This is a genomic window from Plantactinospora mayteni, assembly GCF_016862935.1.
GTDB lineage: Bacteria > Actinomycetota > Actinomycetes > Mycobacteriales > Micromonosporaceae > Plantactinospora > Plantactinospora mayteni.
In genome coordinates this window covers 31,664-51,962 of sequence record NZ_BONX01000009.1, presented here as the reverse complement: position 1 = coordinate 51,962, position 20,299 = coordinate 31,664, and the positions used below count along the sequence as shown (strand labels likewise).

Below are 20,299 nucleotides of genomic sequence, written 5' to 3'. Positions count from 1 at the left end.
GGTGGCCGTGGGCAGCAGGGCCGGGGGCGGCGTCGGGACGGGCGCCGCCCCCGGCCACGTTCCGTCCAGGGTCAGCGGGACAGCCGGCCACGTTCCGAGCCAGAGGGGCGGCGGGTCAGCGGGACACAGCCGGCCACGTTCCGACCCAGAGGGGCGGCGGGTCAGCGGGACAGGTCGAGCGGGGAGAGCAGGCCGGAGAGGAGGTCCAGGTCGACTCCGGTCAGCGTCTCCAGCAGGCGTACGCCGTCGGCCGGGTCGAGCGGCACCGCGTGCGGCACGGCGAGTACGGCGGCTCCGGCGGCGAGGGCGCTGGCCACCCCGGCCGGCGAGTCCTCGATCGCCACGCACCGGGCGATCGGCACGTCCAGCAGTCGGGCCGCCGTCAGGTACGGGGCCGGGTCCGGCTTGGTGGCGGACACCTCGTCACCGCAGACCACCACGTCGAAGGTGTCCCGGCCGAGCGTCTCCAACGCGATCTCTACCACCGCGCGCCGGGTCGAGGTGACCAGCGCGGCCGGTACCGCGGCGGCGCGTACCGCCGTGACCAGGGCAAGCGCCCCGGGCCGCCACACCAGGTCGGTCAGGAACAGCTCGCCGACCCGGCGGTCGACCCAGGCGGCGCTGACCGCCGGGTCCCGCCACGGCTGGCCCAGGTCGGTGTGCAGGATCTGCATCGAGACGGCCATGTCGGTGCCGACCATGGCGAACCGGGCCGCCTCGGAGAGCGTGCCGCCGTAGTGCGCGGCGAGTTCCTGTAGCCCGATGTCCCACAACCGCTCGCTGTCCACCAGCGTGCCGTCCATGTCGAAGAGCACCGCGGCGAGATGCTGGCTGTTCAGGGTTTCCTCCCGGATCTGACGCGAGCTGCCGGCTCCGATCCTGCCAACGCGGACGGACGATCTCCCGGAACCGACCCGGAAGTGTGGCGGATGCCTCACGTCCGGCGTCGTCCGGGGTCGGCTCAACCGAGATCGCAGGGGGCCAGCGAGCGCTGGTAACCGGCGAAGAACGCATCGGTACGCTGCTGCGCGGTGCCGTGCGCCCCCTCGGCGAACCACGGCTGGCCCGGGTCGTCGGCGACCGCCCGCAGTCCGGCGCCCAGCTCGTCGAGGTCACCGTCCTCGATGGTCAGCGCCCGTCCCCGCACCGAGTCCCCGAGGTACGCCCCGGCCATGCAGTCGGCCTGCAACTCCTGCTGGATGGTGAAGTCGTACCGGATGCCGAGCCGCACCTGCACGCCGTGCGCGTACTCGTGGCCGAGGAGGTAGTAGAGGAAGGCGTCGCCGATCTGCCGGAAGGCGGCGACCGCCCAGTTGACGTCGTACGCGATGAAGTCGCCCGCCGAGCAGTAGACGGCGTTGTTGCGCGGCAGTCCCTGGCCGGCGCAGTCGACCTCGCCGTCCCGCTGGTAGGGGGTGATCCGGCGGATCGGCCGGAACCGCTCCCCCGACGCCTCGAACCGCCCCGTCCAGTACTCCTCGGCGACCCGTACCGCACCCTCGATGTCGCGCTGGAACTCGTCCACCGTCATGGTGCCGTCGGCCTCGGCGCTGCCGCTGGCGGGCGTACCCGGATTGTCCGGAGCCGGTCCACTCTCCTCGCCGGTCCCACCGGCGAAGCAGGCGGCCACGACGACCAGCGTCGCGCCCAGCGCGAGCAGCCGGCAGAGTCGGTCGGTACGGCGCAACGGGCGCATCACGGCCTCCCACTCGGGTCGAGGGACCAGAACACTTCCCAGGGTGACGACCGGGTCAAACCCCTGCCCTGGGGCCGGCCGGGAACCCTGCGGGAGCGGGTGTCCGCCAGACCCTGCGGGATCAAGTATGCGGAGTGCGGCGACGCACCGGAGCGGCCGGCGGCGGTGGGCGGGCGGGCGGCATTTCCCGCGATCACGTGAGATTGTCGCGCCGGCTCGCGGCTAGACCGCAGGCGTGACGACGACCAACGCTCCCGTCCGGACGATCGAGACCCGACCGGTCCGGCCCCGCCGCCGACTGAACCCGCTGCTGGGTCCGGCCCTGGTCGCGGCCATCGCCTACGTCGACCCGGGCAACGTGGCGACCAACCTGACCGCCGGGGCGGTCTCCGGGTACCTGCTCGTCTGGGTCGTGGTCGCGGCCAGCCTGGTGGCGATCCTGATCCAGTACCAGGCGGCGAAGCTCGGCGTGGCGACCGGGCGGAGCCTGCCGGAGCTGTGCCGCGCCCGGTTTCCCCGCTGGGGCAGCCGACTGCTCTGGGTACAGGCCGAAGTGGTGGTGCTGGCCACCGATCTCGCCGAGTTCGTCGGCGCGGCGATCGGGCTGCGACTGCTGTTCGGCATGCCGGTCGCGCTCTCCGCCCTGGTCACGGCCGTGGCCTCGCTGCTGCTGCTGGAGCTGCGCCGCCGGGGGCGTACCCGGCGGTTCGAGCTGGTGAGCGCGGCTGCGCTGCTGCTGATCGGCGCCGGCATCGGCTACGACCTGCTGGCGGTGGGGCACCAGTCGGCGGCCGGGCTGGCCGGTGGGCTGGTGCCCGGCTTCGCCGGTACCGAATCGCTGGTGCTGGCGATGGGCATCGTCGGGGCGACCGTGATGCCGCACGCCGTCTACCTGCACTCCGCCCTGGTGCAGGGGCGCGGGATGTCGGCCGCCCGGGCTCGCCGGGATCCGGCCCGGGTCCGCCGGGCGATCGGGCTCGACTGCACGGTCGGGCTCGGCATCGCCACGGTGGTCAACCTGTCGATGATCATGCTCGGTGCCGGGCTCGGCACGGCCAGCGCCGGCTGGACCGGCGACCTGTTCGACGCGCACGGCGAGCTGGCCCGGCTGGCCGGTGGCGGCGCCGCGCTCGCCTTCGCCATCGCGCTGCTCTCCTCCGGGGTGTCCTCCTGCGGCGTCGGCACCCTGGCCGGCGACGTGGTGATGAGCGGTTTCCTCGCCCGCCGGATCCCGCTGCACGTCCGCCGGATCGTGACGATGACCCCGGCCGTGCTCGCCCTGCTGCTCGGCGTCTCCCTGACCGGGCTGCTGATCCTCAGCCAGGTGGTCATCTCGCTGGGTATCCCGGTCGCGCTCTTCCTGCTGGTCTTCTTCTGCCGGGACCGGAACACGATGGGACCACTGGTGAACGCCCGGCTGACCACCGCGGTCGCGGCCACCGCCGGAGCCGTCGTCGCCGCCCTCGGATGCAGCCTGCCACTCTCCGTCCTGTTCTAGCCCGTCGACGACTGTCCGAAAGGGAGTTTCGATGATCGTTCCGCTGGCCCGGACCCGGCGCAACCTCGGCGTCCTCACCGTACTGACCGCCGGTGCCGGGCTGACCGGCGCACCACTCTGGACGGTGCTGGTACTGGCCCTGACCTGCCTCGCGATCCCGGCCGTGGTCGGCCTGCACGGCGGACCCGCGCTGGTCCGGACCCTCCTGCTCGGCGCGGCCACCCCGCAGGCCATCCCGCAGACGACCCCGCGGACCCGACCAACCGATCTCCGTCGACGAGAGGAAGAACTGGTATGAGCCGAACGTCCCGCGACGACCTACCCCAACCGAAACGCGGCACCGATGGGGGCCTCGACGTCGGGCCCCGCAACGTCGGGCTGGACCGGCAGAACCCGGATCTGCTGGTACCGCCGACGACCGACCGGGGCACGGTACCCAACCTGAGGTTCTCGTTCTCCAACGCGCACACCCGGATCGAGCAGGGCGGCTGGACCCGCGAGGTGACCCAGCGCGAGTTGCCGATCGCCAGCACGCTCAGCGGGGTCGACATGGCCCTCGAACCGGGCGCCTACCGCGAGCTGCACTGGCACAAGCAGGCCGAGTGGGCGTACGTGCTGGCCGGGAGCTGCCGGATCGGCGCGGTCGACCAAGAGGGGCGCAACTTCCTCGACGACGTCTCCCAGGGCGACCTGTGGTTCTTCCCGAAGGGGATACCGCACCACATCCAGGCCCTCGACGACGGGGTGGAGTTCCTGCTCGTCTTCGACGACGGCGCCTTCTCGGAGAACGGCACCTTCCTGATCAGCGACTTCTTCGCACACACCCCGAAGGAGGTGATCGCGAAGAACTTCGGCTGGCGTACGGAGCAGCTCGCCGAGCTGCCGGAGAAGGAGAAGTACATCTTCCGGGGGCAGGTACCGCCCCCGCTGGGCTCGGACCGGGTGGTCAGCCCCACCGGGGACGTGCCGCGTACGTTCAAGCACCGGTTGCAGGCGCAGGCACCGGAGCGCTTCGACGGCGGCACGGTACGGATCGCCGACGTGACGAACTTCTCCGCCGCCACCACCATCTGCGCGGCACTGGTGGAGATCGAGCCGGGCGCGATGCGCGAACTGCACTGGCATCCCACCGACGACGAGTGGCAGTACTACATCTCCGGCAGCGGCCGGATGGGGGTCTTCGCCAGTACCGGCGTGAGCCGGACCTTCGACTACCGGTCGGGCGACGTCGGCTACGTGCCGTTCGCCTACGGCCACTACATCGAGAACACCGGCAAGGAACCGCTGGTCTTCCTGGAGATGTTCCGCAACCCGCGGTTCGAGGACATCTCGCTGGCCCAGTGGATGGCGAACACCCCGCCACAGGTCGCCGCCGACACCCTCAACCTGCCCCGCTCGCTGGTCGAGTCGATCCCGAGGACGAAGCGACCGATCGCCTCCTGACCGGCGAGCCACAACGCCGGACTCGGCCGGGGAACCACAACGCCGGACTCGGCCGGAAAGCCGCCGCGCAGGACTGGGCCGGGGAGCCACCACGCCGGACTCGGCCGCAGAGCCCTCGCGCCGGACTCGGCCGGGCCGGAGCCGCAGGCCGGCTCAGTCGGGCTGGGCCGGGTCAGCCGGCGTCGAGGTGGGGCGGGCCGGGTCGTCCGGTGCCGGGTTCGGTCGGATCGGCTCGTCCGGTGCCGGGCTGGCTGGGGTCGGGTTCTCCCGGGCGGACCACAACCGGGCCAGTTCCAGCCGGTTCCGGACGCCCAGTTTCGCGTACACCGCGCGGAGTTGGGCGTCCACGGTGTGGAAGGAGACGAACAGGCTCGCCGCCGCCTGCTGCTTCGTCGCCCCGCCGGCCAGCAGTTCGGCGACCCGGGTCTCGGCGGCGGTCAGCGCGTCGCACCCGGCGCCGCGCCGGGCGCCCCGGTGCCGGCGGTCCGACGCCACCAGGGCGCGTCCGCAACGGACCGCCCGCTCCTGGTCACCGGTCGCACCGAGCCGGCCGTACAGGGCGGCAGCCTCCTCGGCCGCCCGCCGGGCCTCCGCCGGCCCGGTGCCGGGCGTGCCGGCCAGGTCGTGCAGCGCGTCGGCCAGTACCGGCCGGGCCGAGGTGGTACGCAACTGGGCCACCGCACCGTGCAGCAGCCCCGGATCCCGCTGCACCAGCCCGGCGACGTGCTGCGCGACGCCCCACCACAGTCCACTGTCCACCCGCTGCGCGATCCGGACCAGGTGATCCGCGAGTTGGTGCGCCCGGTGCGGATCACCGAGCAGCAGCGCGGCCCGGGTCAGCGCCGGCGCCTGCTGCGGGACGAGCAGCAGGGGACGTACCGACCGGGCCAGCGCGTCGACGGCCGCCCGGAGGAACCCGGCGTGCCGGCCGGGCTCCGGGTCGAGGGCGGCGGCACCGGCGAGGCGTACCCAGGCCACGGAATCCGGCCAGTCCACCGGTGTCTCGACGCCGGCAAGCAGCTCCCGGGCAGAGTCCGGCCGGTCCTGCCGGTACGCCACCTCCACCCGTACCGCCAGCAGTTCGGCGTGCACCTCGTCGCCGAGCTGACCGGTGGGACAGTGACGCAGCGCCAGCCCGGCCCGGGCCGACGCCTCCGGAAGGTCACCGACAGCCACTCGCAGCCGGCAGTCCAGAGCCGCCAGCATCGGCTGAGCCGCCCCGCCCAGGACGCCCAGATCCACCTCGGCGAACCGCAGCGCGGTGCCGGCCTCCTCGTACTCGCCGGAGGCGAGCTGGCAGCCGATCCGTTCGACCCGCAGGAACGCGGCCTGCACCCGGGCCGCCGGGGCGCTCGGGTCGACCTGGCCGAGCACCTGCCGGGCGGCCGGCAGATCCCCGCCGGCCAGGGCGCTCCCGGCCCGGGCCAGCGCCAACCGGATCTCGCCGTCCGGGGTCGGCGCCTCGGCCTGGGCCCGGTCCGCCGCCGCCAGCAGCGAGTCGACGTCCGGCCGACCGAGCCGGCCCGCCACCGCGGCGAGCGTGGTCAGCAGCCAGCTTCGCTGACCGGGCCGCAGGTCGGGCTGGGCCAGGGCCCGGTCCAGGTAGTCGAAGGCCAGCGACGGCCGGCCGGTGGCGTACCAGGCGCCGAGCCGGCCGAGCAGCAGCGCCCGGTATCCAGACCCGGCCCGGTCGGCCGCGATCTCGTCGCCCAGGATCGCCAGCGCCGGTTCGATCCGGCCGGCCAGCATCAGGTGGTCGACCGCGGCCAGCGCCCAGTCCCGGCGCAACTCCGGACCGAGCCCGGGATCCCGACCGGCCCGGGCCGCGAGCAGCAGGTCGGCCGCCGTCGACGGGTCGACCGCCGGATCGGCGACCAGCCGGGAAACCAGGGGTACGTCGACCCGCCCGGCCACCTCCAGTACCCGGAGCAGGTGCTCGGCCGCCGCCACCGGACGCGCCTCGGCGGCCAGTACCCCGGCGGCCCGGTTGTGCAGCGCGGCCAGCAGCGACGGCGGGATGCCCCGGCGGACGGCGTCGCGCAGCTCGACCGAGCCGGGCCGCAGCCCGCCGGGCGAGTCCGCGAGCGCACCCCGGGCGATCAGCGCCTCGACGTCGTCGTGCAGCGCCGGGCCGGACCGGTCGGTCATCCGCTCCAGGAACCAGATCTGGCACGGGTCTGCACAGATCGCGACCGCGCGGAGGATCCACCGCTGAGCGGCGGAGCCGACCGGTAGCCCGTCCGCCGCCGGCCCGCCCGGCCGGTCCACCGTGAACGACGTGGCCATGGCACCCCCTCGGCGGCGACCTCCACCGGACACGAGACGGATTCGGCCTCCATCCGGAGGCTATCCAGGGCGTTCCCGGCTCCGCCGGAGTTCGCCGCCAATTACCTCCCCGGTGACCGGGCGTTTCGACCTTTGCCGCTTGCCAGGCGTTTCGACCTCCGGCGGTCACCGGGCGTTGAAGTAGCTGGCGTCCGGGTGGTGCACCACGATCGCGTCGGTCGCCTGCTCCGGCACGAGCTGGAACTCCTCCGACAGCCGGACCCCGATCCGCTCCGCGCCGAGCAGCTCGACCAGCTTCACCCGGTCCGCCAGGTCCGGGCAGGCCGGATAACCGAACGCGTACCGGCAGCCCCGGTAGTCGGTACGCAGCAGTCCGGCGAGGTCGGCCGGGTCGTCGTCCGCCACCGTACGGCCGTCGGGCAGGGTCAGCTCGGTCCGGATCCGGCGGTGCCAGTACTCGGCCAATGCCTCGGTGAGCTGCACCGACAGCCCGTGCACCTCCAGATAGTCGCGGTACTCGTCACCGGCGAAGAGCTTCGCCGCGTACTCGCTGATCGGCTGACCGACGGTGACCAGTTGCAGCGCGACGACGTCGAGTTGGTCGCCCCGGGGCCGGAAGAAGTCGGCCAGGCAGAGCCGGCGCTCCTGCCGCTGCCGGGGGAAGCTGAACCGGGCCCGTTCGGTGCCGCCACCCTCGTCCAGCAGCACCAGGTCGTTGCCGTCGGCGTAGGCCGGGAAGTAGCCGTAGACCACCGCCGCCTCCAGTACCCGGTCGGCGGCGAGCCGGTCCAGCCAGGAGCGCAGCCGGGGCCGGCCCTCGGTCTCCACCAGTTCCTGGTAGCTCGGCCCGGAGCCGCCGCGCGAGCCGCGCAGCCCCCACTGGCCTCCGAAGGTGGCCCGCTCGTCCAGCAGCGCCGCGTAGTCGGCCAGCGGGATCCCCTTGACGACCCGGGTACCGAGGAACGGCGGCGTCGGCACCGTGACGTCGGTCGGCACGTCCGAGCGGACCGAGTCGTCGGAGAGTTCCGGCAACGCGGCGGCGGTCCGGGCCCGCTGCCGGTCCCGGCGGGCCCGCCGGGCGGCCAGGGCCGCCTCCCGCTCGGCGTCCACCACCGGGGCACCACCCCGCTTCGCCGCCATCACCCGGTCCATCAGGGAGAGTCCCTCGAAGGCGTCCCGGGCGTAGTGCACCTCACCGGCGTACGTCGACCGGAGGTCGTCCTCGACGTACGACCGGGTCAGCGCCGCACCGCCGAGCAGTACCGGCCAGCGCCGCGCGACACCTCGGGACGCCATCTCGGCCAGGTTCTCCTTCATCACCACGGTGCTCTTCACCAGTAGCCCGGACATCCCGATGGCGTCCACGCCGTGCTCCTCGGCAGCCTCCAGGATCGCCGCGATCGGCTGCTTGATCCCGATGTTGACCACGTCGTAGCCGTTGTTGGAGAGGATGATGTCGACCAGGTTCTTGCCGATGTCGTGCACGTCGCCCTTGACGGTGGCGAGCACGATCCGGCCCTTGCCGCCGTCGTCGGTCTTCTCCATGTGCGGTTCGAGATGGCCCACCGCGGCCTTCATCACCTCGGCCGACTGGAGCACGAACGGCAACTGCATCTGGCCGGCGCCGAACAGTTCGCCGACCACCCTCATCCCGTCCAGCAGCAGTTCGTTGACGATGGTCAGCGCCGGCCGGGTGGTCAGCGCCTCGTCGAGGTCGGCTTCGAGGCCGTTGCGCTCGCCGTCGACCACCCGCCGCTTCAGCCGCTCGTCGACCGGCAGGGCGGCCAACTCCTCCGCCCGGCTGGCTCGGGCCGAAGCGGCGTCCACCCCCTCGAAGAGGTCGATGAACCGCGCCACCGGGTCGTGCCCGGGGCGGCGCCGGTCGTAGACCAGGTCGAGCGCGGCCTCGCGCTGCTCGTCCGGGATCCTGGCGATCGGCAGGATCTTGCTGGCGTGCACGATCGCGCTGGTCAGGCCGGCCTGCACGCACTCGTGCAGGAAGACCGAGTTGAGCACCTGCCGGGCCGCCGGGTTGAGCCCGAACGACACGTTCGAGACGCCGAGCGTGAAGTTGACCCCGGGATAGCGGCGGGTGATCTCCCGGATCGCCTCGATCGTCTCGACGCCGTCCCGGCGGGTCTCCTCCTGGCCGGTGGCGATCGGGAAGGTGAGGCAGTCGACCAGGATGTCCCGGCGATCGATCCCCCACCGGCCGGTGAGGTCGTCGACCAGCCGGGACGCCACCCGTACCTTCCACTCCGCCGTCCGGGCCTGCCCCTCCTCGTCGATGGTCAGCGCCACCACCGCGGCGCCGTGCTCGCGGACCAGCGGCAGCACTCGGGCGTACCGGGAGTCGGGGCCGTCGCCGTCCTCGAAGTTCACCGAGTTGACCACGCACCGGCCGCCGAGCATCTCCAGCCCGGCTTCGATGACGGCCGGCTCGGTCGAGTCGAGCATGATCGGCAGTGTGGAGGCGGTGGCGAACCGGCCGGCGATCTCCCGCATGTCGCGTACGCCGTCCCGGCCGACGTAGTCGACGCAGAGGTCGAGCAGGTGTGACCCGTCCCGGGCCTGGCTCCGGGCGATCTCGACACACGCCTGCCAGTCCCCGGCCAGCATCGCGTCCCGGAACGCCTTGGAGCCGTTGGCGTTGGTCCGCTCGCCGACCATCAGCACGCTGGCGTCCTGGGCGAACGGCACCTGGTGGTAGAGGCTCGCCACCCCGGGCTCCGGCTCGGGCGTACGGGGCGGCGCCACCGTGTCACCCAGCCGCTCCACCACCGCCCGGATGTGCTCCGGTGTGCTGCCGCAACAGCCGCCGACCAGGGAGAGCCCGTACTCGTCGACAAAGCCCGCCAGCGCGTCCGCCAACTCCTCCGGGGTCAGCGGATAGCGGGCCCCGTCGGCGGTCAGCTCCGGCAGGCCGGCGTTCGGCATCACCGACAGCGGGATCCGGGCGTGCCGGGACAGGTAGCGCAGGTGCTCGGCCATCTCGGCCGGCCCGGTGGCGCAGTTGAGCCCGATCAGGTCGATGCCGAGCGGCTCCAGCGCGGTCAGCGCCGCGCCGATCTCGCTGCCCAGCAACATGGTGCCGGTGGTCTCGACCGTGACGTGGCAGATCACCGGCAGCTCCCGACCGGCCTCGGCCAGCGCCCGGCGGGCCCCGACCACCGCCGCCTTGACCTGGAGCAGGTCCTGACAGGTCTCCACGACCAGCCCGTCCACCCCGCCGGCGACCAGCCCGGCCGCGTTCCGCTGGTACGCGTCGCGCAGCTCGGGATAGCCGAGGTGTCCCAGGGTCGGCAGCTTGGTCCCCGGCCCCATCGCGCCGAGCACGTACCGGGGCCGCTCCGGGGTGCTCGCCGCGTCGGCGGCCTGCCGGGCCAGTCGGGCGCCGGCCTCGGCCAGTTCGGTGATCCGCTGCTCGATGCCGTACTCGCGCAGTGCCGAGAGGTTGGTGCCGAAGGTGTTCGTCTCGACACAGTCCGCCCCGGCGGCGAGGTACGCGTCGTGGACCGACCGGACCACGTCGGGCCGGCTCACGTTGAGTATCTCGTTGCAGCCCTCGTGGCCCTCGAAGTCGTCCAGGGTCAGCTCGGCCGCCTGCAACATCGTCCCCATCGCACCGTCGGCGACCAGCACCCGGCCGCCGAGCGCGTCACGTAGCGGAGTCGGCACGGCTCCAGGCTAGTCCGGACCCGGTTCCGGCAACCGGTTGTAGGCGTACCGTTCCCCAACGTACGATCCGGCGGGCAATCGCCCCTTCCGTCCCTGGATGTCCGGGGCAGCCTGCTGGTGCCGCCCGCCGGGACCGCTTCCCCGGGCGGCCGAGCCGGCGCGGCCGGCGGGCCGCATCCGAGTCCGGGACGTAGGCTGACGGACGTGAGGGACAACAGGGACGGCAGCACCAGGCACATCGCGGGCACCACCGGGCGGCTCCGGCCCGCCCGGCTCGGCCGTGGCACGCACGCTGGGGATAGGGCGTGACCGAGTTCGACGGGCTGCCCGTGCTGCGCTCGCCGGTCGCGATCGCGGCCTTCGAGGGCTGGAACGACGCGGCCGACGCCTCCACCGCGGCGGTCGAGCACCTCGAACAGGTGTGGGAGGCGCGCCAGATCACCGAACTCGACCCCGAGGACTTCTACGACTTCCAGGTGAGCCGGCCGACGATCACGATGGCCGACGGCGAGACCCGCCGGGTCGAGTGGCCGACCACCCGGTTCATGCGGGCCAGTCCGGCCGGTACGGACCGGGACGTGGTGCTGATCCGGGGCATCGAGCCGAGCATGCGCTGGCGCACCTTCTGCGAGCAGGTGCTCGAACTCTGCCACAGCCTGGAGATCAACCGGATCGTGCTGCTCGGCGCGCTGCTGGCCGACGTGCCGTACACCCGGCCGCTGCCGATCAGCGGCAGTGCCTCGGACAAGGACGCCGCCGAGCGCTACCAGCTCACCCCGACCCGCTACGACGGCCCGACCGGGATCGTCGGGGTACTGCACGACGCGGCCACCCGGGCCGAGGTCGACGCGGTGTCGTTCTGGGTGCACGTGCCGCACTACGCCAACAACCCGCCCTGCCCGAAGGCGACGCTGGCGCTGCTGCACCGGGTCGAGGAGGTGCTCGACCTGCCGGTCCCGATGTCGGACCTGGCCGAGGAGGCCGCCGAGTGGGAGCAGCGGGTCCGTACCGCCGCCGAGCAGGACGCCGAACTCGGCGAGTACGTCCGCGAACTGGAGGAACGGGTCGGCGACGCCGGCATCCAGCCGCTGACCGGCGACGAGATCGCTCAGGAGTTCGAGAAGTACCTGCGCCGTCGCGGCGGCTCGGCCGGCCCCACCGCCGGCTCCTGGTAGACCCGGGTTGCCGCGCCGGCCGCACCGCAGGCCGGCCGGCGCCCCGGTAACTCCGGCACGCCCTCCCAGCCGGACGACGCCCGCTCGCACCCGCCGGCCCGTCTCCACCACGCCCCGCCAGGTGGGTGACACCCGCTCGCACCGCCGACCGTCTCCACCTACGGCGCCCCTCGCCGACACCGTCACGCCCAGCCCCCCACCACACCCACCCATCCACCCCGCGCCTGCCTCCCGCCCGACGCGCCCGGGGTGACTCCCCCGTTCACCTGTACACCAGATGCGCTAACCGTCGCCGGTAGCGCATCTGGTGTACAGGTGAGCAGGGGTGTGCCGCGAGGAGCAGGTGCCGCAGGCGGATGTCGGTGGCCCTGCGGCTCGGGAGACATCCCGCGGCGCCGCCCGGTGCCCGGTGACCGCCCTCGGTGACCGCCCCCGTGGCCGGCCCGGTTCAACCGGCGGCGGGGTGTTCCGTGCCGACTGATCCGGAGACGCGAAGCTTTCGGTAGTTGGCTTGTCGTTTCGGTTGCCCGGTGCACACCCCGTACGGCATCCTAGGAACCTAGCGTTATTGCTGGGCGGAAGACCTGCGTGGAAGACCTGGACGGAGGGCACAGTGCAGATCAACCCGGGAGCGGCCGAGTTTCCCCACCGGCAGATCGCCGCGCAATTGCGGGCGCGAATCCGGGCGGGCGACTGGGCGGCCGGTGAGCGACTGCCGTCCATCCCGGCCATCGCCGAGATGTTCGGGGTGGCCAAGCAGACCGTGCAGCGCGCCATCGACCAGTTGCGGGTGGAGGGCGTGTTGATCACCAAGCCGGGCTCCGGCACGTACGTCCGGGGTACCCGCCGCCGACTCAACCGGCTCTCCCGGGGCCGGTACGGCGGACACCGGGGCTACCACGCCGACCTGGCCGCCCGGTACCGGCAGCAGTTGGTGCAGGTCGGCCGGGCACCCGCCCCACCCGAGGTGGCCGACGCGTTCGGGGTACCGGACGGCACCGAGCTGATCGTCCGGCGGCACCTGGTACGCACCGAGGAGGTACCGGTCGAGGTCGGCGCCTCCTGGTTCCGCACCGCCGACGCCGCCGGCACCAGCCTGGAGCGGATGGAGGCGTACGGCCGGCCGCTCTACCAGGAGGCCGAGGAGGCGATCGGCCGGCGCTACGTGTCGGCGACCGACCAGATCAGCGCCCGACAGCCGAGCCGGGAGGAGGCGGAGATCCTCCAGATTCGCCCCGACACCCCGGTGCTGCACCTGCTGCACGTCGCCTACGACGCCAGCCACCGGCCGATCGAGGTGGCCCAGGCGACCTGGCCCGGGCCGATGACCACGCTGACCGAGCAGTATCAGGTCCCCGGCCCCGCGCCGGAACCCGACCCGGACCCGGGGCTGGTGCTCGGCTGAGCGGTGCCCCGAGGTCCTTCCGCAGCCCAGAGCGGGTGAGGGGACCTCGGGGGGCGGCTTACAGCCTGATGCCGAGCAGGGCGTCGACGGTAGCGGCCATCAGGTCCGGTGCGGCGGGATCGGCACCGGACCGGGCCAGCGCGGCATCCGCCCAGCGGTCCACCAGGGCCAGCGCGCCCGGCGTGTCCAGGTCGTCGGCGAGCCGCTCGCGTACCCCGGCCAGCAGCTCGGGGCCGGCGGGCCCGGACGGCGCGGTGGCGGCCTCCCGCCACCGGGCCAGCCGCTTCGTGCCCTCCTTGAGCAGGTCGTCGGTCCACTCCCGGTCGCTGCGGTAGTGACCGGCGAGCAGCGCCAGCCGCACCGCCATCGGGTCCACGTGGTCGGCCCGGAGCCGGGAGACGAAGACCAGGTTCCCCTTGGACTTCGACATCTTCTCGCCGTCCAGGCCGATCATCCCGGCGTGTACGTAGTGCCGGGCGAACGGCTCCGCCCCGGTCAGCCGCTCGGCGTGCGCCGCCGAACACTCGTGGTGCGGAAAGAGCAGGTCGTTGCCGCCGCCCTGGACGTCGATGGTGTCCCCGAGCAGCGCCATCGCGATCACCGCGCACTCGATGTGCCAGCCTGGCCGCCCGGGGCCCAGCGGGCCACCCTCCCAGGCCGGCTCGCCGTCCCGGGCGCCGCGCCAGAGCAGCGGGTCGAGACGGTCCCGCTTGCCGGCCCGGTCCGGATCACCGCCCCGCTCGGCGAAGTAGCCGAGCATCTCCTCCCGGGAGAGGTTGGACTCGTAGCCGAACCGGGGCGCGGCGGAGAGGTCGAAGTAGACGTCCCCGGTGCCGTCGCCGAGCCGGTACGCCGCACCGTCGTCCAGCAGTACCCGGACCTTCTCGGCGATCGCCGGGATCGACTCGACGGCGCCGACGTAGTGGGCGGGCGGGATCATCCGCAGCGCCTCCATGTCCTCCCGGAACAGCGCGGTCTCCCGCATCGCCAGCACCACCCAGTCCTCGCCGTCCCGCTCGGCGCGCTCCAGCAGCGGATCGTCGATGTCGGTGACGTTCTGCACGTAGCTGACCGGATGGCCGCCGTCCCGCCACACCCGCTGTACGACGTCGAAGGCGATCATCGTCGCGGCATGCCCCAGATGGGTAGCGTCGTACGGGGTGATGCCGCAGACGTACATGGTCGCCGGCCCGGAAGGGCGGGTCGGGTGCACGCCCCGGCGTGCCGAGTCGTACAGAGCGAGCTGCGGTCCCCTGCCCGGCAGCCGCGGAATCTCGTGACCCATCCAGGTTTCCATGGTCACAGACTAGTCAGCCGGGCGGACACCAACCCCGGCCCTGACGGCAGGGGTGATCAGATCGACAGGGTCCGCCCGACGGTCCGGAGCAGGCTGGCCCGGCAGCGGTCGGCGGGGGCTGGCGGCCGGGCGAGCGGGCGGCACAGGCGGGCGGGCAGCCGGGGCTCAGATCGGCGGACGGCAGAGGCGGACGGGGGCTCAGATCGGGGGCCAGGGGATGGCCGGCCACTCCTCGGACGGCTCCGGAAACCGGGCCGTCGCCAGCAGCCGGTCGACCCGGCGGGCCAACGCGGCGACCTCGCCGATCGTCAGGTGCTCGGCCAGGCTCTCCCCCAGCGGGCCGGTCAGCCCCCGGGCCAGCTCGGTCAGCATCTCCAGCGCGTCCGGCGGCAGGTCTCGGCACGCCCAGCCCCAGAGCACCGTCCGGAGCTTGTCCTCGCAGTGGAAGCAGACCCCGTGGTCGACGCCGTAGATCCGGTCGTCCGGCCCGACGAGCACGTGCCCGCCCTTGCGGTCCGCGTTGTTGATCACCGCGTCCAGCACGGCGAGCCGGGCCAGCCGGGGGTCGTCGGCGTGCGCGAGGGCGTACGGGGCGCCGTCGTCGTCGCGGGCTGCCGCGACCCGGAACCACCGGGCCGGCAGGCTCCGGGCCGGTACGAACCCGACCAGCGGCTCGGCCTGCTCCGGCTCGTCGATCCAGAGCTGGCAGGCGCCGGGGCCGAGCGGGCCGTCCCGGAGGACCGTCGGCGGGACCAGGTCCCACCCGGTGGCCCGGGAGAGCAGGTAGGCGGAGACCTCCCGACCGGCCAGGGTGCCGTCCGGGAAGTCCCAGAGTGGCCGCTCGCCCCGGATCGGCTTGTAGACGCAGCGGGCGGTGACCCCGTCCAGGCTCAGGAAGCCGCGCAGCGTCGTGTTGGAGGCGTCGACCAGCCGACCCTCCAGCTCGAACTCGCCCCCGAGCAGGAGGCGCAGGGCGTCGCTCTCGTCCAGCACGGGTCGCAGTTCGGACGAGGTCACCGGGCCGGTCCCGGCCGCGGCACGGCGACGGTCACCGGTGGTAGCCGTTGTGACGGGGACAGAGGTGTCCGGCCGGGTCGAGCGGCTGGCCGCAGAGCGGGCACGGCGGCCGGCCCGCCGCCACCACCCGGCGAGCCCGCTCGATGAACTCGCGGGTCGCCTGGGGGGTCAACCGGACGCGCAGCCGGTCGAGGTCGTCGTCCGGCTCCTCGTCGTCCTCGTCGGCCTCCTCCTCGCCGCCGCCGAGTTCGACCTCCGTCTCGGCCTCCCCGGCCGCGATCGCCTCGATCACCACCGTGGCGGTGTCGACGTCGAAGGCCAGGCCGAGGGTGCCGACCCGGAACTCCTCGTCGACCGGCGTGTCCAGCGGCTCGTTGTCCGAGGTGACCGGGGGCGGCTCGGGCAGCTCGACACCGAACCGCCGGTGCGCCTCGGTCAGCAACTCCTCCAGCTTCTCGGCCAGCAGCGAGACCTGAACCTTCTCCAGCGCGACGCTGACCAGGCGGCCTCCGCCGCGCGCCTGGAGGAAGAACGTCCGCTCACCCGGCGGACCCACAGTTCCGGCGACGAACCGCTCGGGCGGCTCGAATGCGTGCACCTGGTGGGTCATACCCACGACCCTATCCGGCCGGATACCACACCGCGCAGCCCACCGACCCGAATCACCGTACGCCCCGGTCCGGTCGCCGCCGGGCAGCGCGCGGGCACGTCCGGCGGGCCCAGCCGGTCACCGTTGCCGCCCGTCGGGGGCATCCGATCCGGCGCCCGGCACGCCCACTCCGCCGCCGACCGCCGCGTCCGAGGAGACCGCCCGGGAGCGGCGACGCCGGCTGGGGCGCGGCGGGACCAGGCTGGTCAGGTCGCCGCCGGTGTCGTTGAGCCGCAGCACGAACGGGCGGACCGGGGTGTAGCGGATGCCGGTCACGGAGCCCGGATCGGCCACGATCCGCTGGAACTGGTCCAGGTGTACGCCCATCGCGTCCGCCACGATGGCCTTGATCACGTCACCGTGGCTGCACGCCAGCCAGACCGCCTCCGGCCCGTGCTCGGCGGTGATGAGGGCGTCCCAGCGGCGTACCGCCTCGACCGCCCGGGACGCCATTCCGGCCATGGACTCCCCGTCGGGGAAGACCACGGCGCTCGGGTGCTGCTGCACCACCTGCCACAGTGGATCCTTGGCCAGCTTCTTCAGCGGCTGCCCCTGCCAGGCGCCGTAGTCGCACTCGACCAGCCCCTCCTCGACCACCGGTACGGCGTCGGGCAGCGCCAGCTCCAGGGTCTGCCGGCACCGGATCAGCGGGCTGGTCACCACCGCCGCCAGCGGGACCGCCCGGAGTCGGCCGCCCACCGCCGCCGCCTGGGCCCGGCCGGTCTCGTCGAGTTCGACGGGTTGCCGTCCGGCCAGGCCGCCGTCGGCGTTCGCCGTGGTCCGGCCGTGCCGGAGGAGCAGAAGGGTCGCCACGACCACACCCTACGTTCCGGCCCTCGGGCCGCCCGCGCGAGCCGCCCGGTTCGCGGGTCGCGGCTCCACCGGGCGTCCGACGCCGGACGGCGTCCCGATGCCCGGGCGACCCGGTCGGAGCGGCGGGGTCAGGTGGCGGAGATGGTGCCGGTCAGCAGCAGGGCCAGGACCAGGCTGCCCAGCGCGACCCGGTAGAGCACGAAGACGTAGAGGGTGTGGTGCGCGACGTAGCGCAGCAGCCAGGCGATGGCCGCGTAGCCGACCCCGAAGGCGATCACCGTGGCCACGATCATCTGTGCCCCGGACGGGATCGAGCCGCCGCCGCTGGTGTCGAAGACGTCCGGCAGGCTGAAGATCCCGGACATCACCACCGCCGGGATGGCGAGCAGGAAGGAGTACCGGGCCGCCGCCTCGCGGGTCAGGTTGAGGAAGAGCCCGGCGGTCAGCGTGCCGCCGGACCGGGACACCCCGGGGATCAGCGCCATCGCCTGGGCGAAGCCCATCACGATGCCGTCCTTCAAGGTGAAGTTCTCGATCCGCCGGGTCTGCCGGCCCCAGAATTCCGCGAAGGCGAGCACGAAGGCGAAGACGATCAACGTGGTGGCGACCAGCCAGAGGTTCCGGGCGGTGTCCCGGATCTGGTCCTTGAAGAGGAAGCCGAAGAACCCGATCGGGATCGAGCCGATGATCACGTACCAGCCCATCCGGTAGTCGAGACTCGACCGGACCGACTTGTCCCAGATCCCGATCACCCAGACCCGGGAGATCCGCCAGATGTCCTTGGCGAAGTAGAGCAGTACGGCGGCCTCGGTGCCGAGCTGGGTGACCGCGGTGAACGACGCTCCGGCGTCCTGGTCGAAGAAGATCGCCGAGGTGATCCGGAGGTGTCCGGACGAACTCACCGGCAGGAACTCGGTGAGACCCTGGACGATTCCCAGGACGATTGCCTCGATCCAGCTCACCCGCGCACCCCGCTCATCGCCGTACCCCGCCCGTGTCCCTGCCCGTTCACTGAACCTTTTTCAACCTCCCCTTGCGGTCCGATGGACCGCAAGATCGGATGCCGTGCGCGAGCGCCGCGCGGTTCAGGTTGAAAATGGTTCATTCCCCGACCCCGGCGAGATCCAGCGCCTCGGCGCAGGTACGCAGGGTCTGGATGCCGCTCTCGGCGTCGGCGACGAAGAGGGTCACCGAGAGGGTGGTGACGCCGGCCGCCGCGTACTCGCGCATCCGGTCGGCGATCCGCTCCTTCGGGCCGATCAGGGACGTCCGGTCGATGAAGTCGAGGGGTACGGCCGCCGCCGCGTCGCGCTGCCGCTTGGCCAGGTAGAGGTCCTGCACCTCGCGGGCGGCGTCGCCGTAGCCCATCCGGGTGGCGAGCTGGTTGTAGAAGTTCTGCTCCCGGCTGCCCATCCCGCCGACATAGAGCGCGGCGTACCAGCGGACCAGCTCGGCGCAGGTCGCGACGTCGTCACCGACCACCACCGGCACGCTGGGCACCACGTCGAAGCCGGCGAGTTCCTTGCCGGCTCTGGCCCGGCCGGCGGCCACCGTCGCGAGCTGTTCGGCGGCGAAGTCCGGGGCGTAGAAGATCGCCAGCCAGCCGTCGGCGATCTCACCGGCGAGTTCGAGGTTCTTCGGGCCGACCGCGGCCAGGTAAATCGGGATCTCCTCGCGGGGCGGGTGGAAGCCGAGCCGGAGCGCCTTGCCGGGGCCGTCCGGCAGGGGCAGCCGGTAGTGCGCGCCGTCGTATTCCACCGGCTTGCGGGCGATGGCCAGCTTGACGATATCGACGTACTCCCGGGTCCGGGCCAACGGCTTGGCGAAGCGTACGCCGTGCCAGCCCTCGGAGACCTGCGGGCCGGAGACGCCGAGGCCGAGCCGGAACCGGCCGCCGGAGACCGCGTCGATGGTGGCGGCGGTCATCGCGGTCGCCGCCGGGCTGCGGGCCGGAATCTGCATCACCGCCGAGCCGACGTCGATCCGCTCGGTCTGGCCGGCCAGCCAGGCCAGCATGCTGGGCGAGTCCGAGCCGTACGCCTCCGCCGCCCAGACCACCGAATAGCCGAGCCGGTCCGCCTCGCGGGCGAGGGCCAGATGGTCCGCCGGAGTGCTCCACGCCGTCTGGTAACCGAGGCTGAGCCCGAGTCGCACTGGTTCTTCTCCCCCATCCAACCGCAAGTCGCATCAGGGTACGCAATGACCCCCGACCACCCTCCGCTGACCCGCCGATGCCGGACCCGTACCTGGACGTCGGCTTTGTACCGATCAACCCGGAGCGGGATGGTGGGAGCGAGGATATCGGCGGAGCGATGTTCTGAATAAGGTTCAACCATGCAACAGCGACCGCTCGGCCGAAGCGGGCTGGCGGTTTCCCGGCTCGCGCTCGGCACCATGACCTGGGGTCGGGACACCGATGCGGACGACGCTGCCGCCCAACTGAAGAGTTATCTGGACGCCGGGGGCAACCTCGTCGACACGGCCGACGTCTACAGCGACGGTGACGCGGAGGCGGTGATCGGCTCGCTGCTCGGCACCCTGGTTCCCCGCGACGACCTGCTGATCGCCACCAAGGCGGGGTTGCGACCGGGCGCCGGCCGCCGCCGGGACACCTCCCGGGGCCATCTGCTGCGCACCCTGGATGCCTCGCTGCGCCGGCTCGGCACCGACCACGTCGACCTGTGGCAGGTGCACGGCTACGACCCGGCCACCCCGCTGGAGGAGACGCTGGGCGCGCTGGACCAGGCGGTGACCAGCGGCCGGGTCCGGTACGTCGGCGTCTCGAACTTCTCCGGCTGGCAGACCGCCCAGGCCGCCACCTGGCAGGTCGCGTTTCCCGGCCGGGCCCCGGTGGTCGCCGCCCAGGTGGAGTATTCGCTCTTGGAGCGCGGCATCGAGCGGGAGTTGCTGCCCGCCTGCGAGGGGCTCGGGCTCGGCGTGCTGCCCTGGTCTCCGCTGGGCCGGGGGGTGTTGACCGGAAAATACCGGCACGGCCGACCGGCCGACTCCCGGGCCGCCTCGGCGCACTTCGAGCCCTTCGTCGCCCGCTATCTGGAGCCGCGCTGCTCCAGCATCGTGGAGGCGGTGGCCACCGCGGCCGGCGGGCTGGGCGTGTCGCCGCTGGAGGTGGCGCTGGCCTGGGTGCGGGACCGGCCCGGCGTGGTCGCCCCGATCCTCGGCGCCCGCACCGTCGGACAACTGCTCGGCGCGCTCCAGGTGGAGCGGATGACGCTGCCGCTGGAGATCACCCGGGCCCTCGACGACGTCTCGGCCGTCCCGGTCGGCTACCCGGAACGGGACAGCTGACCCCGGAGGCGGACACCGCGCAGGTCACCCCGGCGA

The 20,299-nt window shown here is 73.0% G+C and carries 16 protein-coding genes; 6 read left to right on the top strand and 10 right to left on the bottom strand.

Annotation, left to right across the window (positions count from 1 at the left end; genetic code table 11):
* Window positions 1-161: 161 nt before the first annotated feature.
* Together Pma05_RS08545 and Pma05_RS08540 are read right to left on the bottom strand one after the other, a co-directional pair.
* Window positions 162-815, bottom strand: a complete 654-nt coding sequence (locus Pma05_RS08545) for an HAD family hydrolase (protein WP_275414660.1) — start codon at window positions 813-815, stop codon at window positions 162-164.
* 146 nt (window positions 816-961) lie between these two features.
* Window positions 962-1,696, bottom strand: coding sequence for a neutral zinc metallopeptidase (locus Pma05_RS08540; RefSeq protein ID WP_203856787.1), 735 nt, complete (start codon window positions 1,694-1,696; stop codon window positions 962-964).
* Window positions 1,697-1,931: 235 nt separating this feature from the next.
* Between Pma05_RS08540 and Pma05_RS08535 the strand changes: the two genes are divergently transcribed.
* From Pma05_RS08535 to Pma05_RS08525, 3 genes are read left to right on the top strand one after another with little or no spacing between them, the layout of a single operon-like run.
* Window positions 1,932-3,194, top strand: a complete 1,263-nt coding sequence (locus tag Pma05_RS08535; protein WP_239311983.1) for an Nramp family divalent metal transporter — start codon at window positions 1,932-1,934, stop codon at window positions 3,192-3,194.
* 31 nt (window positions 3,195-3,225) lie between these two features.
* Window positions 3,226-3,492, top strand: a complete 267-nt coding sequence (locus tag Pma05_RS08530) for a hypothetical protein (protein ID WP_203856786.1) — start codon at window positions 3,226-3,228, stop codon at window positions 3,490-3,492.
* On the top strand, window positions 3,489-4,637 hold the full coding sequence (locus tag Pma05_RS08525) for an oxalate decarboxylase family bicupin (protein WP_203856785.1): 1,149 nt from the start codon (window positions 3,489-3,491) through the stop codon (window positions 4,635-4,637). The genes Pma05_RS08530 and Pma05_RS08525 overlap by 4 nt, the downstream gene beginning before the upstream one ends.
* A 153-nt stretch (window positions 4,638-4,790) precedes the next feature.
* On the opposite strand, the gene Pma05_RS08520 is transcribed toward Pma05_RS08525, so the two are convergent.
* Window positions 4,791-6,923: a LuxR family transcriptional regulator gene (locus Pma05_RS08520; RefSeq protein WP_203856784.1), complete on the bottom strand. Its 2,133-nt coding sequence runs from the start codon at window positions 6,921-6,923 to the stop codon at window positions 4,791-4,793.
* A gap of 165 nt (window positions 6,924-7,088) precedes the next feature.
* Window positions 7,089-10,601: a methionine synthase gene (gene metH, locus Pma05_RS08515; RefSeq protein WP_203856783.1), complete on the bottom strand. Its 3,513-nt coding sequence runs from the start codon at window positions 10,599-10,601 to the stop codon at window positions 7,089-7,091.
* A 305-nt stretch (window positions 10,602-10,906) separates the two neighbouring features.
* Between metH and Pma05_RS08510 the strand changes: the two genes are divergently transcribed.
* Both Pma05_RS08510 and Pma05_RS08505 read left to right on the top strand, forming a co-directional pair.
* Window positions 10,907-11,776 carry a PAC2 family protein gene (locus tag Pma05_RS08510; protein WP_203856782.1) on the top strand — a complete coding sequence of 290 codons (870 nt, stop codon included), beginning with the start codon at window positions 10,907-10,909 and terminating at the stop codon, window positions 11,774-11,776.
* Between the two features lie 613 nt (window positions 11,777-12,389).
* Entirely contained in the window at window positions 12,390-13,181 is a 792-nt protein-coding gene (locus Pma05_RS08505; protein WP_203856781.1) for a GntR family transcriptional regulator, read from the top strand.
* 58 nt (window positions 13,182-13,239) lie between these two features.
* Here the strand turns inward: Pma05_RS08505 and mshC are convergent, their stop codons facing one another.
* The 6 genes from mshC to Pma05_RS08475 form a co-directional block, all read right to left on the bottom strand.
* A complete protein-coding gene (gene mshC, locus Pma05_RS08500) occupies window positions 13,240-14,478 on the bottom strand; it encodes a cysteine--1-D-myo-inosityl 2-amino-2-deoxy-alpha-D-glucopyranoside ligase (protein WP_203856780.1) in 1,239 nt (412 codons plus the stop codon).
* Between the two features lie 198 nt (window positions 14,479-14,676).
* Window positions 14,677-15,495, bottom strand: a complete 819-nt coding sequence (locus Pma05_RS08495; protein ID WP_203856779.1) for an SCO1664 family protein — start codon at window positions 15,493-15,495, stop codon at window positions 14,677-14,679.
* Window positions 15,496-15,526: 31 nt separating this feature from the next.
* Window positions 15,527-16,105, bottom strand: a complete 579-nt coding sequence (locus Pma05_RS08490; protein WP_203856778.1) for a DUF3090 domain-containing protein — start codon at window positions 16,103-16,105, stop codon at window positions 15,527-15,529.
* A 117-nt stretch (window positions 16,106-16,222) separates the two neighbouring features.
* Window positions 16,223-16,963 (bottom strand): histidine phosphatase family protein, encoded by a 741-nt coding sequence (locus Pma05_RS08485; protein ID WP_239311981.1) that lies wholly within the window; start codon window positions 16,961-16,963, stop codon window positions 16,223-16,225.
* 122 nt (window positions 16,964-17,085) lie between these two features.
* Window positions 17,086-17,919: an undecaprenyl-diphosphate phosphatase gene (locus Pma05_RS08480; RefSeq protein ID WP_203856776.1), complete on the bottom strand. Its 834-nt coding sequence runs from the start codon at window positions 17,917-17,919 to the stop codon at window positions 17,086-17,088.
* Between the two features lie 139 nt (window positions 17,920-18,058).
* Window positions 18,059-19,111: an LLM class F420-dependent oxidoreductase gene (locus Pma05_RS08475; protein ID WP_203856775.1), complete on the bottom strand. Its 1,053-nt coding sequence runs from the start codon at window positions 19,109-19,111 to the stop codon at window positions 18,059-18,061.
* Window positions 19,112-19,291: 180 nt separating this feature from the next.
* On the opposite strand from Pma05_RS08475, the gene Pma05_RS08470 reads away from it, so the two are divergent.
* Window positions 19,292-20,263 (top strand): aldo/keto reductase, encoded by a 972-nt coding sequence (locus Pma05_RS08470; protein WP_203856774.1) that lies wholly within the window; start codon window positions 19,292-19,294, stop codon window positions 20,261-20,263.
* The last annotated feature ends 36 nt before the right edge of the window (window positions 20,264-20,299 follow it).